At 72.5% G+C, this 16,113-nt stretch carries 15 protein-coding genes; 11 read left to right on the top strand and 4 right to left on the bottom strand.

The window, feature by feature from the left end:
• Window positions 1-86 precede the first annotated feature (86 nt).
• Window positions 87-1,235: a glutamate--cysteine ligase gene (locus FH969_RS06665; RefSeq protein WP_108719236.1), complete on the bottom strand. Its 1,149-nt coding sequence runs from the start codon at window positions 1,233-1,235 to the stop codon at window positions 87-89.
• Entirely contained in the window at window positions 1,235-2,500 is a 1,266-nt protein-coding gene (locus tag FH969_RS06660) for a THUMP-like domain-containing protein (RefSeq protein WP_180359703.1), read from the bottom strand. Before FH969_RS06660 ends, FH969_RS06665 begins: the two co-directional genes overlap by 1 nt.
• A 233-nt stretch (window positions 2,501-2,733) precedes the next feature.
• On the opposite strand from FH969_RS06660, the gene groES reads away from it, so the two are divergent.
• From groES to FH969_RS06640, 4 genes are all read left to right on the top strand, one after another.
• Entirely contained in the window at window positions 2,734-3,030 is a 297-nt protein-coding gene (gene groES / locus FH969_RS06655; RefSeq protein ID WP_108719237.1) for a co-chaperone GroES, read from the top strand.
• Between the two features lie 134 nt (window positions 3,031-3,164).
• The gene (gene guaB, locus FH969_RS06650; RefSeq protein WP_139986559.1) at window positions 3,165-4,736 is read left to right on the top strand and encodes an IMP dehydrogenase; all 1,572 of its coding nucleotides are present in this window, start codon (window positions 3,165-3,167) and stop codon (window positions 4,734-4,736) included.
• Between the two features lie 137 nt (window positions 4,737-4,873).
• On the top strand, window positions 4,874-5,461 hold the full coding sequence (locus FH969_RS06645; protein WP_139986558.1) for an ACT domain-containing protein: 588 nt from the start codon (window positions 4,874-4,876) through the stop codon (window positions 5,459-5,461).
• Window positions 5,404-5,706, top strand: a complete 303-nt coding sequence (locus FH969_RS06640; protein ID WP_139986557.1) for a 2-hydroxycarboxylate transporter family protein — start codon at window positions 5,404-5,406, stop codon at window positions 5,704-5,706. Before FH969_RS06645 ends, FH969_RS06640 begins: the two co-directional genes overlap by 58 nt.
• Window positions 5,707-5,802: 96 nt before the next feature.
• Here FH969_RS06640 and FH969_RS06635 read toward each other — a convergent pair whose 3' ends face one another.
• Complete coding sequence (locus FH969_RS06635) at window positions 5,803-6,474, bottom strand: response regulator (RefSeq protein WP_139986556.1); 672 nt, start codon at window positions 6,472-6,474, stop codon at window positions 5,803-5,805.
• Entirely contained in the window at window positions 6,471-8,198 is a 1,728-nt protein-coding gene (locus tag FH969_RS06630; RefSeq protein WP_139986555.1) for a sensor histidine kinase, read from the bottom strand. Before FH969_RS06630 ends, FH969_RS06635 begins: the two co-directional genes overlap by 4 nt.
• A 159-nt stretch (window positions 8,199-8,357) precedes the next feature.
• Here FH969_RS06630 and FH969_RS06625 point away from each other — a divergent pair, with 159 nt between their 5' ends.
• The 7 genes from FH969_RS06625 to FH969_RS06595 all read left to right on the top strand — a co-directional run bounded on the left by FH969_RS06625 (window position 8,358) and on the right by FH969_RS06595 (window position 16,105).
• Entirely contained in the window at window positions 8,358-9,881 is a 1,524-nt protein-coding gene (locus tag FH969_RS06625) for a DASS family sodium-coupled anion symporter (protein WP_139986554.1), read from the top strand.
• A gap of 107 nt (window positions 9,882-9,988) precedes the next feature.
• Window positions 9,989-11,386 (top strand): class II fumarate hydratase, encoded by a 1,398-nt coding sequence (locus tag FH969_RS06620; protein WP_139986553.1) that lies wholly within the window; start codon window positions 9,989-9,991, stop codon window positions 11,384-11,386.
• A gap of 48 nt (window positions 11,387-11,434) precedes the next feature.
• On the top strand, window positions 11,435-13,252 hold the full coding sequence (gene frdA, locus FH969_RS06615) for a fumarate reductase (quinol) flavoprotein subunit (protein WP_139986552.1): 1,818 nt from the start codon (window positions 11,435-11,437) through the stop codon (window positions 13,250-13,252).
• Window positions 13,252-14,034, top strand: coding sequence for a succinate dehydrogenase/fumarate reductase iron-sulfur subunit (locus FH969_RS06610; RefSeq protein WP_342776997.1), 783 nt, complete (start codon window positions 13,252-13,254; stop codon window positions 14,032-14,034). The genes frdA and FH969_RS06610 overlap by 1 nt, the downstream gene beginning before the upstream one ends.
• Window positions 14,031-14,579 carry a fumarate reductase subunit C gene (locus FH969_RS06605; RefSeq protein ID WP_139986551.1) on the top strand — a complete coding sequence of 183 codons (549 nt, stop codon included), beginning with the start codon at window positions 14,031-14,033 and terminating at the stop codon, window positions 14,577-14,579. Before FH969_RS06610 ends, FH969_RS06605 begins: the two co-directional genes overlap by 4 nt.
• Window positions 14,576-14,947, top strand: coding sequence for a fumarate reductase subunit FrdD (gene frdD, locus FH969_RS06600; RefSeq protein WP_108719247.1), 372 nt, complete (start codon window positions 14,576-14,578; stop codon window positions 14,945-14,947). Before FH969_RS06605 ends, frdD begins: the two co-directional genes overlap by 4 nt.
• A 123-nt stretch (window positions 14,948-15,070) precedes the next feature.
• The gene (locus FH969_RS06595) at window positions 15,071-16,105 is read left to right on the top strand and encodes a nitroreductase family protein (protein WP_139986550.1); all 1,035 of its coding nucleotides are present in this window, start codon (window positions 15,071-15,073) and stop codon (window positions 16,103-16,105) included.
• The last annotated feature ends 8 nt before the right edge of the window (window positions 16,106-16,113 follow it).

Here is a 16,113-nt window from a genome sequence, read left to right as displayed (position 1 = left end):
ACGGACTTCCTCTCGCGAAAGGACGGACTTCCTCTCGCGAAAGGACGGACTTCCTCTCGCGAAAGGACGGACTTCCTCTCGCGAAGCTAGAGGGGGCGGCCCGCGCGCATCTCGCGCACGAGCGAGTCCACCACCGCGCCGAGGCTCCCGCCGGCCCGCCGCGCGGCCGCCCGCTGCCGCTGGTAGGAGGCGCCCTTGCGCAGGATGGTGCGCACGCCGTCGAGGTCCTCGGCGCAGCCGAGCCGTTCCGCGACCGGTGCGAGCACCGTGAGCCAGCCCGCCACGGAGTCGGTGACGAGCTCCTCGTTGCCCTCGGCGTCGAGAATGACGATCGCGTCCATGCCGTAGCGCGCCGAGCGCCACTTGTTCTCCTGGACGAACCACGTCGGCATCGTGGGCAGCTCGCGCCCGGCGTCGAGCTCGCTGGAGAAGTGCTCGACGAGGCAGTGCACCAGCGCCGCGAGCGCGCGCAGCTCCAGCATCGTCGGGGTCCCGTCGCAGATCCGCACCTCGAGCGTGCCGAACCGCGGCGAGGGCCGGATGTCCCAGCGCACCTCGGTGAAGTCGTCGATCACGCCGGTGTGCTGCATGTCGCCCACGTACTGCTCCAGCTCTGCCCAGGACGGGAACTGGAAGGGCAGGCCCGCCGTCGGGAGCTGCTGGAACATGAGCGCGCGGTTCGAGGCGTAGCCCGTGGTGTCCCCGCCCCAGAACGGCGAGGACGCCGAGAGCGACTGCAGGTGCGCGAACACCGTGAGCAGCGCGCGCATGATCGGCAGCACCTTGTCGCGGTCCTCGATCCCGACGTGCACGTGCACGCCGTAGATGAGCATCTGCCGGCCCCACCACTGGGTGCGGTCGATGAGCGTGGCGTAGCGCTGCTTGTCGGTGACCTTCTGCTGGTTCCAGCGCGCGAACGGGTGGGTGCCCGCGCACATGAGCTCGACGCGCAGCGGGTCCGTCACCGCGCGGATCTCGCCGATCGCGCGCTCGAGGTCGCGCGCCGCGCCGTCGACCGTCTCGTTGACGCCCGAGACCACCTCGACGGTGTTGAGCAGGAGCTCCTGCTTCACGTAGGGGTGCTCGCTCGCCTCGGGCGGGCGGAGCGCGTCGAGCACGGTCGAGGCGACCTGGCGCAGGTCGCCGGAGTCGACGTCGACGAGCGCGAGCTCCCACTCCAGCCCGATCGTGCCGCGGCGTGAGGACGCGAACGGGATCCGCACGGGCTGAGCCATCAGGCGTCCCCTCTCTCGTCGGCGGGTCGGATGTCGGGCCGTTCGAGCGGCTCGGGGCGATCACCCACGCGCTCCACCACCAGCACGCGCTGCTCGCCCGCGACCCGGGTGAGCACGATCGTGGCGGATGCGCGGCCACGAAGCGAGAGCTGGCCGCGCAGTCTCGCGGGATCGAGCGCGCTGCCGCGCTTCTTGATCTCCAGCGTCCCGACGTCGCGCTCGCGCAGGTAGGCGCGCAGGCGCTTGAGGGAGAACGGCATCGCGTCGAGCACCCGGAACGCCGTGGCCCAGGGCGTGGGACGCAGGTGGTCGCCGGTGAGGAACGCGATGCTCGGGTCGATGAGGTGCGTGCCCGTCTCCTCGGCCACGCGGTGCACCACGCCCGCGCGCAGCACCGAGCCGTCGGGCTCGTACAGGTAGGCGCCGAGCGGACCCGTCGGCGCCGGCGTGACCGGCGCGCTCGGGTCGCCTCGCTCGGCCAGCACGTGCACGCCGTCGACGGCGAGCAGCAGCGCCGTCCGCCCCGGCCCCTCGGGCGCGAGGTCGCCGAACCACAGCCCGGTCTCCACGACGTCGCCCCCGACGCTCACCCACTCCGCGCGCGCGTCGACCGGGATGTCGCGGTGCGCGAGCGCGGGGGAGAGCTTGAGCCCGAGCATGCCCACCGGGTGCGGCCCGGTCGTGCGCAGCGCCAGCAGGCGCTCGACGGCGGGGCTGTAGTCCGCGAGCCGGTGCAGTCGGGCGCCGCTCGTCGTGCGCCGGGCCGGGTCGGCCCAGACGGCGTCGACGCCGGTGAGGTCGGCGTCGAACGCGTCGCCCTGCCAGACCCGCGCCTCGGGCAGGGCGCGCAGGTTGATCCCGGCGACCAGCGCCGTCGCGGGGTCCCGCTCGACGGCGAGCACGCGCAGCTCCATCCCCGCCAGCGCCATCGCGTCGGCGCCGATGCCGCAGCCGAGGTCGGCGACGTACGTCGCGCCGGCCGTGCGGAAGCGGTGTGCGTGCCGCGCCGCGACGGGGAGCCGGGTGGCCTGCTCGAGTCCCTCGGGCGTGAAGAGCATGTCGCGGGCGAGGTCGCCGAACTTGGCCCGTGCCTTCGCACGCAGCCGGGACTGGGTCAGCGCGGCCGCGACGAGGTCGGCGTCCAGGCCCGAGGCCCGCAGCGCGGTGCCGAGCGCGAGGCTCGAGGAGGCGTCGTACGGCGGCAGCTCCGCCAGCAGCGCCCAGCCCGCGGGCTCCAGCAGGGGGGCGATGCTCGCGGGGTCCACGGGGCGATCCTGCCCTACCGCCGGCGCGCGGCGGCACCCGCGGTGTGACACGCGTCTGGCACTCGCCTTGACCGAGTGCTAACGCGTTCCTAGAGTGGACGGCGGCACCGCAACCGCGAGGTTGTGGAACCAGGTGCGACGGACACGCTCGGCCGACCCCCGCGACGGCGGACGGGCCGTGGGCGGCGCGCCTCACCCATCGTCATCTTTCATCACGGAAGGGGAGGTCCGACGTGTCGGTCTCCATCAAGCCGCTCGAGGACCGGATCGTCGTCCAGACGCTCGAGGCCGAGCAGACCACGGCGTCCGGTCTGGTCATCCCGGACAGCGCCAAGGAGAAGCCCCAGGAGGGCAAGGTCCTGGCCGTTGGCCCCGGTCGCGTCGACGACAAGGGCGTCCGGATCCCGGTCGACGTCGCCGTCGGCGACATCGTCATCTACAGCAAGTACGGCGGCACCGAGGTCAAGTACTCGGGCCAGGAGTACCTCATCCTCTCGGCGCGCGACGTGCTCGCCGTCGTGGAGAAGTAGGGCTCGACCCGCACTCGACGGGGCCCCGGACGCATCGCGCGTCCGGGGCCCCGTCGCGTCCGGGTGCGCCCCGTGTGGCCCGCGCCACCCGGGCGTACGAGGGTCGCCGACACGCGGGCGACTACGATGACCAGGTGACGGTCACCGACGCTTCCCCCGCCTCGTCCACCCTCGCCAGTGCGCCGCTCGGCGCCCCCGCCGCCGAGTCCGTCGAGGACAAGTTCTCCTTCGTCGGCCTCACCTACGACGACGTGCTGCTGCTCCCGGGCGAGACGGACGTCATCCCGTCCGACGCCGACACCACCACGCGCCTCACGCGCGAGATCTCGATCCGGATCCCGCTGCTGTCTGCGGCGATGGACACGGTGACCGAGTCCCGGATGGCCATCGCGATGGCACGCCAGGGCGGCATCGGGATCCTGCACCGCAACGTGCCGATCGCCGACCAGGCCGGTCAGGTCGACCTCGTCAAGCGCTCCGAGTCCGGCATGATCACCGACCCCGTCACGGTCGGCCCGGACGCGACGCTCGCCGAGCTCGACACGCTGTGCGGCCAGTACCGGGTCTCGGGCCTGCCCGTCGTGGAGCCCGACGGCACGCTGGTCGGCATCATCACCAACCGCGACCTGCGCTTCGTGCCCCGCGAGCGGTTCGCCGGCACCCGCGTGCGGGACGTCATGACCGCGTCGCCGCTGGTCACCGCACCCGTCGGGATCGCGCGCGAGGATGCCGCCGCGCTGCTGGCCAAGCACCGCGTGGAGAAGCTCCCGCTCGTCGACGAGCACGGCCTGCTCGCGGGCCTCATCACGGTCAAGGACTTCGTGAAGTCCGAGCAGTACCCCATGGCGTCGAAGGACTCCGCCGGCCGCCTGCTCGTCGGTGCGGCGGTCGGGTTCTTCGGGGACGCCTGGGAGCGCGCGACGGCGCTCGTCGAGGCCGGCGCGGACGTGCTCGTCGTCGACACGGCGAACGGCCACGCGCGCCTCATGCTCGACATGGTGCGCCGCCTCAAGTCCGACCCGGCCACCCGCGACGTCCAGGTGATCGGCGGCAACGTCGCGACCCGCGAGGGCGCCGCGGCGCTCGTGGCGGCCGGCGTGGACGCCGTGAAGGTCGGCGTCGGGCCCGGCTCGATCTGCACGACCCGGGTCGTCGCGGGCGTCGGCGTCCCGCAGGTCACCGCGATCTACCAGGCGTGGCTCGCCTGCCGCGAGGCCGCCGTCCCCGTGATCGGCGACGGCGGGCTGCAGTACTCGGGCGACATCGCCAAGGCGCTGGTCGCCGGCGCGGAGTCGGTGATGCTGGGCGGGCTGCTCGCCGGCACCGACGAGAGCCCGGGCGACCTCGTGTTCGTCAACGGCAAGCAGTACAAGCGCTACCGCGGGATGGCGTCGCTGGGCGCGATGCAGTCGCGCGGGGACAGGCGCAGCTTCTCCAAGGACCGCTACTTCCAGGGCGACGTGCCCGACGACGAGGTCATCACCGAGGGCATCGAGGGCCAGGTGCCCTACCGCGGCCCGCTCGCGGCCGTCGCGCACCAGCTCGTCGGCGGACTGCACCAGTCGATGTTCTACGTCGGCGCGCGCACCGTGCCCGAGCTCCAGCGCCGCGGCAAGTTCGTCCGGATCACCCCGGCGGGGCTCAAGGAGTCCCACCCGCACGACGTGCAGATGGTGGCCGACTCGCCGAACTACGCGCGGCGCTGACGCTCCGCGGCGGGTGCTGACCCGCGACCACAAGCTCTGCAGCCTCTCCTTACGACCGCAACGGTGACCTGGCTCACGCCCACGCCCACGCTGGTCACGACCGACGACACGTCGGACCCGTCGGAGAGGACCGGGGAATGACCAGCACCATCACCAGCGCCACTGTCGGCGCTGCCAGCACCAGCACACCCACATCCGCCGCTGCGCCGACGCTCGCGTCGCCGTCGGCCGCCTACACGCTCACGCTGCGCGTGGAGCTCGCGTTCGACCCGGGCACCCTCGGCCGGCTCACCACCGCGATCGGGACGACCGGCGCCAACCTCGGGCGGATCGACGCCCACCATCGCAACGGCCTCGCCGTGACCCGCACGATCGACGTGCTGTGCCGCGACGAGGCGCACGGCACCGAGGTCGTCGAGGCGGTCTGCGCGGTGCGCGGCGTCACGCTGCTCGACGTCGCGGACAAGACGTTCGCGCTGCACGAGGGCGGCAAGATCCGGGTCACGCCGTCGTTCGCGCTAGAGACGCGGGACGACCTGTCCATCGCGTACACGCCGGGCGTGGCCCGCGTGAGCGCCGCGATCGCGACCGACCCCGAGCGCGTCTGGGACTACACGATCAAGCGCAACGCGGTCGCCGTGCTCACCGACGACTCGTCGGCCTCGGCATGCTCTACATCCCGCTCGACGGCGTGCTCTCCGTCCTCACGCCGGGCTACGTGCTGACGTGCGCGGCCGTCGTGCTCACGATGGCCGCGACCGGCTTCTTCGTCGGCCGGTGGCTCGGGATGTACCCCGTGGACGCCTCGCTCGTGACGGTGTGCCACTCCGGGCTCGGCGGCACCGGCGACGTCGCGATCCTCTCGGCCTCGCAGCGCATGGTGCTCATGCCGTTCGCGCAGATCTCGACCCGGCTCGGCGGGGTCACCACGGTCATCGCGGCGTCCTCGCTGCTCGTCATGACGCTCTGAGCCGCCGGTGAGGGCGGCCGCGAGGCCGCCGAGGCCGCCGCGAGCGCTGCGGTGCGGTCACGGGGAGACCCCCGTGACCGCACCGCAGCGCTCGCGTCAGCGCAGGCGGTAGACCAGCTCGGGCCGGCCTGCCCGGCCGTACACCGGCACGCGCTCCACCGACCCGATCTCCACGAGGTGCTCGAGGTAGCGGCGCACCGTGACGCGCGACGCGCCGACCGCGTCCGCGACCGCCTGGGCGCCTGCGCCCTCGGGCGCGTCGCGGAGCGCCTGGCGCACCACGGTGAGCGTCTCGCGCGAGAGACCCTTGGGCAGCACGGACGCGCCCGTGTCGCGCAGCGTCGCGAGCGCGGCGTCGATCTCGCCCTGGTCCGTCACGGCGCCCTCACGGGAGGCGAGCGCGCGGTAGGACGCGTAGTGCTCGAGCTTCTCGCGCAGCGCCGCGAACGTGAACGGCTTGATGAGGTAGTGCACGGCACCGGAGCGGACGCTCTCGCGCACGGCGTCGACGTCGCGCGCGGCGGAGATGACGATGACGTCGGGGGAGGAGGGCTGCGAGCGCATCGCGCGCAGCACGTCGAGCCCGCCCATCGCAGGCATCGACAGGTCCAGGAGCACGAGGTCGACGTCGTCGCGCGCCACCCGGGCCAGCACCGCACGGCCGTCGTGCACGGTGCCGATGCACTCGAACCCGGGCACGCGCGCGAGCAGTGCCGCGTGCGATTGGGCCACCAGGACCTGGTCGTCGGCGACCAGCGTACGGATCACGTGTCCTCCCTCGGGACGGGCAGTCGTACCTCGATGAGCGTGCCGGGTCGGGCGGCGGGTCCGGGGGCCGAGGCGTCTCGACCGGTCCGCTCCGAGGGGGCCTCGGCCGCGCTCAGGTGCCCGACGGCGTCCGTCACCTCGATCGTGCCACCGCACCGGTGCACCGTCCGCTCGACGAGCGAGAGGCCGATCCCGCGCCCGTGCGGCCGGGCGGGCGAGCCGGTCTTCGTGCTGAAGCCCCGCTCGAAGATCCGGGTGCGCAGCGCCGGCGGCACGCCGGGGCCCGAGTCGGCCACGCGCAGCACGAACACGCCGTCGGCCACGTGCCCCGCGATGCTCACGCGACGTGGCGCCGGGGCGTGGGAGGCGGCATCGAGCGCGTTGTCGACGAGGTTGCCCACGATCGTCACGAGGTCCTGCGAGTCGAAGACGCCGGCGGGCACGTCCAGCTCGGCGACGACGACCGCCACGCCGCGCTCGGCGCCCTGCGCCGACTTGCCGAGCACGAGCGCGGCGAGCGCGGAGTCCGCGACCTGGCCGACCACGGTGTCGGTGAGGGCCTGGGAGGACCGGGCGCTCGCCGTCGCGAACTCGATCGCGTCGTCGTAGCGGCCGAGCTCCACGAGCATCGCGACGGTGTGCAGGCGGTTGTCCGCCTCGTGCGAGCGGGCGCGCAGCGAGTCGGTGAACTGGCGCAGGTTGTCCAGCTCGCCGCTCGCCCGGGCGAGCTCCGTGCGGTCGGCGATCGTCGCGATCCAGCCCATCCGGCGCCCCTCGCTGAGCGCCTCGGTCTGGCTCACCACGAGGGTGCGCCCGCCGATCGCGAAGAGCTCGGCGTCGGCCGGACGACCCGAGGCGAGCAGCTCGGTGAGCTCGGCGTCGAGCCCGAGGCCGGCCAGCGCGGTGGCCGGGGTGCCGGGCGGGACGGGAGCGAGGTCCAGCAGCGTGACGGCCTGGTCGTTGGCGACCACGACCGTGGCGTCGTTGGCCATGAGCACCAGGCCCGACCCCACGGACTCGATGAGCGCGTCGTAGTAGCTGTGCAGGCGGGCCAGGCCCTGCGCGCCGAGTCCGAACGTCTGCCGTCGCACCGTCCGCGAGAGCCACCACGCGGCGGCCACGGAGACACCGAGCCCCACGAGGAGCACGACGCCGAGGTCGACGAGCGAGTCCATCACCCGGGCGTGCACCGCGCGCAGCACGACGCCGGTGGAGACCAGGGCGACGATCTCGCCGTCGGAGTCGCGCACCGGGGCGACCACGCGCACCGAGCGCCCGAGGGTGCCCTGCGCGTCCTCGACCGTGACCTCGCCGGCGAGGGCGCCGTCGATGTCGCCGATGAACGTGCCGCCCACCATCGCGGGGTCGGGGTGGGTGTACCGCGTGCCCTGGGTGTCCATCACGACGACGAAGTCGACGCCGGTGTCGCGGCGGATCTGCTCGATGCGTGCGCCGAGCGCGTCCGCGGGGTCCGGCCCGGTGACGCTTTCGAGGACCCAGGGGTCGTCGGCGAGCGTCATCGTGACCGAGCGCGCGACCTCGACGGCGCGGGTACGTTCGGCCGCTCGCGCGTTCTGGACGGCGGCGAGACCGAGCGGGACGAGGGCGACGAGCAGGAGGAGGAGCTGGGCGACGAACACCCGGGTCGCGAGCGAACCGCCCCTCGGCGTGCGCGTCCGGACCCGCTCCGGGCGGACGCCGGACGGGGAGGACGTCGTCGTCATCGGCCCAGTATCGACGCCCGCCCTTGCCGAGGGCAGCCCGGGCGAGTAGGGATGGGGTTGCGGTCGTTGTGGTCACGGGATTCGGGACGTAGGTCCTTCGCCGTCTCGCGGCGTGATCACAAGACTTGCGGTGACAACTCGCTTCATCGAGGAGGATCCATGAGCGCTCCCGCAACGACGCCGGCCGCGCAGGTCGCCCCACCCGCCCGCAAGGGTCTGCCCCGCTGGGCCCTGTTCCTCATCCCGGTGGCGGTGGGCCTGATCATCTGGGCGATCGGCGCACCCGATGCGTTCGTGTCCTTCGTGACCGATGCCGTGGACAAGACGACCGGGGAGCCGAAGTACGACCCGGAGGCGGCCGCGCACGCGTGGGCCCTGCTGGCGATCTTCGTCGCCACGATCCTCGCCATCATCCTCAAACCGCTGCCGATGGGCGCGCTGTGCATGATCGGCATGGCGGTCATCGCGGCCGGCGGGACGCTGAGCATCGGTGACACGCTCTCCGGCTTCGCGAACACCACCATCTGGCTCATCGTGATGGCGTTCTTCATCTCCCGCGGCGTGGTCAAGACGGGGCTGGGCCGGCGGATCGCGCTCTTCTTCGTCGCGAAGCTCGGGCGGCGACCGCTCGGCGTGGCCTACGGGATGGCGCTGACCGACCTCGTGCTCGCGCCGGCGACCCCGTCGAACACCGCCCGCGCGGGCGGCATCATCATGCCGATCCTCACGTCGATCTCTAGGCAGTACGGCTCGGAGCCGAACGGGCCCTCGGCCCGCAAGGTCGGCGCCTACTTCATGCAGACCGCCTACATCGTCAACTGCGTGACCTCGGCGATGTTCCTCACCGCGATGGCGGGCAACCCGCTGGCGCAGGAGCTGGCCGCCGGGCAGGACATCACGATCACGTGGGGCAACTGGGCGCTCGCGGCGATCGTGCCGGGGCTCGTCTCGCTGATCGCCGTGCCGTGGGTGCTGCTCAAGGTCTTCCCGCCCGAGGTCAAGGAGACCCCCGAGGCCGCGGCCGAGGCGCAGCGCCAGCTCACCGAGCTCGGCCCGCTGCACCGCAACGAGTGGATCATGACCGGCACCATCGTCGTGCTCCTGCTGCTGTGGACCCTCGGCGGACCGCTCATGGACATGAGCGCCACGACGGCGGCCCTCATCGGCCTGTCGGTCCTGCTCCTGGTGAACGTGCTCACCTGGGAGGACGTCAAGAAGGAGACGCAGGCCTGGGACACGCTCGTGTGGTTCGCGGCGCTCGTCATGATGGCCACGTTCCTCAACACCCTCGGCCTCATCCCGTGGGTGAGCTCGGAGATGAGCGCGCTCACCGGCGGGCTGCCGTGGATGGTCGCCTTCGCGATCCTCACGATGGTCTACTGGTACAGCCACTACCTGTTCGCCTCGAACACGGCCCACATCTCGGCGATGTACGCGGCGTTCCTCGCCACCGCGGTGGCCACCGGAGCCCCGCCACTGTTCGCGGCCCTCGTGTTCGCCTTCATCTCCAACCTGTTCGCGACGCTCACGCACTACGCGGCGGGTCCCGCGCCCGTGCTGTTCGGCACCGGGTACGTGCCGCTCAACCGGTGGTGGACGAACGGCCTCGTGATGAGCGTCGTGCTCATCGTCATCTGGACCTCGGTCGGCACCGGGTGGATGGCCCTCATCGGGATCCTGTGAGCCCGAGGCTGACACACCTGGACCGCCTGGCACGGGCGCACGTCACCTGACACGATCGAGTCGGACCCGGACCACGAGCCGTCCGGACACGGAGAGGAAGAGGAACAGTGGCGGAGATCGAGTACCGCATCGAGCACGACACCATGGGCGAGGTGCGTGTCCCCAAGGACGCGACGTACGCCGCGCAGACCCAGCGCGCGGTGGAGAACTTCCCGATCTCGGGGACGGGCCTGTCCCGGCACCACATCGCCGCCCTCGCGCAGATCAAGAAGGCGGCCGCCCGCGCCAACGCCGACCTCGGGGTTCTGGACGCCGAGGTCGCGGGGGCGATCGCCGCCGCGGCCGACGAGGTCATCGCAGGCGGCTACGACCGTGACTTCCCGATCGACGTGTTCCAGACGGGCTCGGGCACGTCCTCGAACATGAACACCAACGAGGTCATCGCGACCCTCGCCACGCGCTCGCTCGGTCGCCCCGTGCACCCCAACGACCACGTGAACGCCTCGCAGTCCAGCAACGACGTCTTCCCCTCCTCGGTGCACATCGCGGCGCTCGAGGCCGTGACGACGGTGCTCCTGCCCGGTCTGGAGACCCTCGCGGCCTCGCTGGAGGCCAAGGCCGAGGAGTTCGCCGACGTGGTGAAGTCCGGCCGCACGCACCTCATGGACGCCACGCCGGTCATGCTCGGCCAGGAGTTCGGCGGGTACGCCACCCAGGTGCGCTACGGCGTCGAGCGGGTGCGTGCGACGCTCGGCCGCCTCGCCGAGCTGCCGCAGGGCGGCACGGCGGTGGGCACCGGGATCAACACCCCGGCGGGCTTCCCGCAGAAGGTCATCGCCTACGTGGCCGAGCAGACGGGCCTGCCCGTCGTCGAGGCCACGAACCACTTCGAGGCCCAGGGCGCGATGGACGCGTTCGTGGAGACCTCCGGCGCGCTCAAGACGGTCGCCGTGAGCCTCACCAAGCTGTGCAACGACCTGCGCTGGATGGGCTCGGGACCGCGCGCCGGCCTCGGCGAGATCGCGCTGCCCGACCTCCAGCCGGGCTCCTCGATCATGCCCGGCAAGGTGAACCCGGTCCTGCCCGAGGCCACGCTGCAGGTCTGCGCCCAGGTCATCGGGAACGACGCCGCGATCACCTACGGCGGGGCGTCCGGGCTCTTCGAGCTCAACGTCATGATCCCGATGATGGCGCGCAACCTGCTCGAGTCGATCACGCTGCTCGGCAACGCCTCGCGCGTGCTCGCCGAGCGCTGCGTCGACGGGATCGTCGCGCACGTCGAGCGCTGCCGCGCGCTCGCGGAGTCCTCGCCGTCGATCGTCACGCCGCTCAACCGCCTCATCGGCTACGAGGCGGCCGCGAAGATCGCGAAGAAGTCGGTCGCCGACAACTCGACGATCGCCGACGCCGTCCGCGCGCTCGGCTACGTCGAGCGCGGCGAGCTCACCGAGGAGCAGCTCGCGACGGCGCTCGACGTCGCCGCGATGACCGCACCGCGCAACTAGCACCGCCCACCCCGCGCACCACCCGCCCCACCCCGAAGAGGAGAGCACATGCAGACCGTCAGGGTCGACGTCGCGATCGTCGGAGGTGGTGGGGCGGGCCTGCGCGCCGCCATCGCGGTGGCGGAGCGCTACCCCGACCTGTCGATCGCCCTGATCTCGAAGGTGTACCCCATGCGGTCCCACACGGTGGCCGCCGAGGGTGGCTCCGCGGGTGTGGTGGGGGAGGGCGACTCCCTCGAGAAGCACTTCAACGACACGGTGGCGGGCGGGGACTGGCTGAGCGACCAGGACGTCGTGCAGTACTTCGTCGAGCACGCGACCGAGGAGATGTACCAGCTGGAGAAGTGGGGCATCCCGTGGAGCCGGCGTCCGGACGGCCACGTCAACGTGCGCCGGTTCGGCGGCATGAGCCAGCCGCGGACGTGGTTCGCCGCGGACAAGACCGGCTTCTACATGCTGCACTCGATGTTCCAGACCTCGCTCAAGTACCCGCAGATCGTGCGGTACGACGAGTTCTTCGCACTCGAGGTCGTCACGGACGACGAGGGCGGCACCGAGCGGGCGCGCGGCGTGCTCGCGTACACGATGCGCGACGGCTACCCGGTGCTGTTCGAGGCGGGCGCGGTGGTCATCACCACCGGCGGTGCGGGGCGGATCTACGGCAGCAACACCAACGGGGCGATCTGCACCGCCGACGGCATGGGCATGGCCTACCGCGCCGGGGTGCCGCTGCGCGACATGGAGTTCGTGCAGTACCACCCGACGGCGCTGCCCGGCTCGGGCGTCCTGCTCACCGAGGGCGCCCGCGGCGAGGGCGGCATCCTCGTGAACAAGGACGGCTACCGCTACCTGCAGGACTACGGCCTCGGCCCCGAGACACCGCTGGGCCACCCCGAGAACAAGTTCATGGAGCTCGGGCCGCGCGACCGCGTGTCCCAGGCCTACTGGCACGAGCTGCAGAAGGGCCGCACGCTCGAGACCGCGCACGGCCCCGCCGTCGGGCTCGACCTGCGCCACCTCGGTGCGGCCTACATCCACGAGCGGCTCCCGCTCATCGTCGAGCTCGCCGAGCAGTACCTGGGCCTGGACCCGGTCAAGGACGTCATCCCCGTGCGGCCCGCCGTGCACTACACGATGGGCGGCATCCGGGTCGGGCTCGACGCCTCCTCGTCGCTGCCCGGCCTCTACGCCGCAGGGGAGTGCTCGTCCTCAGGGCTGCACGGGGCGAACCGGCTCGGCTCCAACTCCCTCGCCGAGCTGTGCGTGCTCGGCAAGGTCGCGGGCGAGCAGGCGGGCGCGTTCGCGGTGCTCGACCCGGTGCGGCCCTCGATCGGCGTGCGCTCGCGCGCGGCCGACGTCGCCGACCGGTATGTGGCGATGATGGGCGCCGGCACGGAGGACCCCGCGGCGATCCGCCGCGAGATGAACGCCGCGATGGACGCCGGGCTCGGCATCTACCGCACGGGCGACGGGATGCGCGAGGCGGTGTCGCGGATCGCGGCGCTGCAGGAGCGCTACGCCGACGTCCGCGTGTCGGACACCTGCCCCGTCTACAACACGGACTGGACGCAGGCGATCGAGCTCGGGCACATGCTCGACGTCGCGCACGCCATGGCCGCCTCCGCCCTGGCGCGCGAGGAGTCGCGCGGCGCGCACCAGCGCCTCGACGGCTTCGACAAGCGCGACGACGAACGCTTCCTCGCGCACACGCTCGCCACCCGCGACGCGCAGGGCCACCCGGTCGTGTCCTACGAACCGGTCGTGATCACGACGTCGCAGCCCGCCACCCGCGCGTACGGTGCGGCCGGGCAGGCGCCCGGCAAGGCGGCGACCGCTGAGACCCCGACGATCCCGAAGGAGGCGTGATGGCTCACAGCGAGGCCGGCGGCGTCATGACCGTGGAGGTGCAGCGTTACCGCCCCGACGTCGACGACACCCCGCGGCTCGTGTCCTACGAGGTCCCCTGGACCCAGGACACGTCCGTGCTGGACGCCCTCAACTACATCAAGGACGAGCTGGACTCCTCGATCACGTTCCGGTGGAGCTGCCGGATGGCGATCTGCGGCTCGTGCGGGTTCATGCTCAACGGCGAGCCGAAGCTCGGCTGCGAGCAGTTCTTGCGCACGTACGCGCCCGGCCCGCTGCGGATCGAGCCGTTGGCGAACCACGCCGTCGAGCGCGACCTCGTGGTGGACCTCGAGCCATTCATGACGAAGCTCGCCGCCGTCGAGCCGTACCTGCACCCGGATCCGACGGGGACGCCCGAGCCGGGCAACCTCCAGACGCCCGAGCAGATGACCCGCTACGGCCAGTTCGCGGCGTGCATCAACTGCATGCTCTGCTACGCCGCGTGCCCGCAGGTCGGGCTCGCCACGGACTTCCTCGGCCCGGCGGCCATCACCGCGGCGGTCCGCTACAACAAGGACTCCCGCGACTTCGGCAACGCGCAGCGGCTGCCGCTCCTGGACCAGGAGGACGGCCTGTGGCCGTGCACGTTCGTCGGCGCGTGCTCGACGGCGTGCCCCAAGGGCGTCGACCCGGCCGCCGCCATCCAGCAGGCCAAGTTCGCGGCGACGATGGACTGGGCCACCGAGTTCGTGATGCCGCACCACGGCGCACCCGGAGCGAAGGACGGTGGTCACGCATGACCGGAGCACCGACCTCGAGCCCGACCGGCCCGAGGCCCGAGGACACCCGACCCGCGCCGGCGCGCACCCTGGACGTCGGACGGCTCGCGCAGGCGGACCGCGTGGCCCGGCGGCGCGAGGAGGGCACCGGCGCCGGGGACGGCACGGTGAGCCAGCGCAACCCCTACCGCCCGACCATGAAGCGGACCTGGTTCCTCGCGACCAAGGAGTACCGCGCGTACTTCCTGCGGGAGGGCGCCGCCGTCGTCGTCGGCCTGTTCGTGCTCAACCTCATGCTGGGCATGGTCTCGATCGCCGCGGGACTGGACTCCTGGACGTGGTGGGTGGACCTGCAGCGCAACCCGTTCGTCCTCGTGCTCAACGTGCTCGCGCTCGCCGCCGCCGTGCTGCACACCGTGAGCTGGGACCAGCTCACGCCGTCGATCATCAAGGTGCAGCGAGGCACCCGGTTCCTCGCGGACGGCTGGATCATCGCGCAGCAGGTGCTGCTGCTGGTGATCTTCGCCGCGGTCATGGTGGCCTGGCTGGGAGGTGCGTGGTCATGAGGCGCTGGGCGGGGCGGACGAACGAGCCGCTGTTCTGGGGTCTGTTCGGCGGCGGCGGCATGGTGTCGGTCTTCCTCATGCCGGTGCTCATCGTGATCTTCGCGTTCCTCGTGCCGTTCGGGGTGTTCGGGGGCGCCGAAGGCACCTACGAGACGATGCACGGCGTGCTGACGAACTGGTTCGTGGCGCTCGTGCTGTTCGTCGTGCTCGCGCTCGTGCTGTGGCACGCCGCGCACCGGTTCTTCCACTCCCTGCACGACCTCAAGATCCACCCGCCGGAGATCGTGCGCGTGGTGATCTACGGCGTCGCGCTGCTCGCGCCGGCGATCGGGTACTCGCTGTTCCTCGTCGAGGCCGCCACGTCCTGACGCGGGTGGCGCGTCCCACGCGTAGCGGTGCCGGGCGGCGTGCGCCGGGACCTCCGGCCGTCGTCCGGCGTGGCGCGGCACCGATATCGTCGGACTCATCGTCCGCGACCCAAGGAGGCCCTCGTGTTCGAACGTCGCCGGATCATGGCGGCTCTGGAGGACGCGGTGCTCGCACCCTCCATCCACAACTCCCAGCCGTGGCGGTTCCGGATCGTGGGCGAGGAGGTCCACGTCAGCCTGGACGCGTCGGTGACGCCCCGGTTGGTCGACCCGTCGGGCCGCTGGGCGCTCGCGTCGATCGGCGCCGTCGTCGCCGGTCTCGAGATCGCGCTCGCGGCGCGCACCGGCCACGCCAGCGAGACCACCTTCTTCCCCGAGGGCACCGAGGCGCCCGGCGGACCCACCGCCGGGGGTCAGGCGTGGGACGGCGCGACGCTCGCCGTCGTGCGCACGGGCGACGGCGAGCCCGGCGACGCGAGTCGGCTCGCCGCCGCGATGCCCCAGCGCCACACGACCCGGGAGCCGCTGCGCGCCGGGGGCCCCACGGACGAGGAGTGGGCGTTCGTGCTGGAGTCCGCGGTCCCTCCGAGCGGCCCGGCCGCGCGGTCGGGGCTCCGCGCCGAGCGCGCTGAGAGCGCGCTCACGATCACGCTGGTGGAGCTCACCGCACGCGCGGACGCCGAGCGCGTCGACGACCCGGCGTACCTCGCCGAGGTCCAGGCCTGGATCGACCGCGAGGGCCGCGTCGGGATCCCGCACCAGTCCGCGGGCCCGGCCGACTCCGCCCACCACTACCCGGGGCGCGACTTCGCGCAGAGCCTGTCCGGACGGGCCGGTGAGGCGGGGGAGAAGGAGTTCGAGTTCCCGCCGTCGCTGCTGCTGGTGACCACGAGCGAGGACGGTCCGCTGGACCAGGTTCTCGGCGGGTACGGGATGCTGCGGGCCATGCTCGCGGCGACGTCGCTCGGTCTCGGCACCGGCGTGCTCGGCCAGGCGCTCGAGGAGCCCGCGTCGCACGCCGCGGTGGACGCCGCGGCCTCGGGGTCGCTCGGGCACCGCGCCGTGGTGCACCAGATCCTGCGGCTCGGCCACCCCGACCAGCCGCTGTCGCCGGGGCACACCCAGCGGCGGCCGGTGAGCGAGGTCGTGCTGCGCTGAGGGCGGGG

This window comes from Miniimonas arenae (assembly GCF_006351005.1).
GTDB classification, from domain to species: Bacteria; Actinomycetota; Actinomycetes; order Actinomycetales; family Beutenbergiaceae; genus Miniimonas; species Miniimonas arenae.
This window is presented reverse-complemented; position numbering and strand designations above follow the sequence as displayed.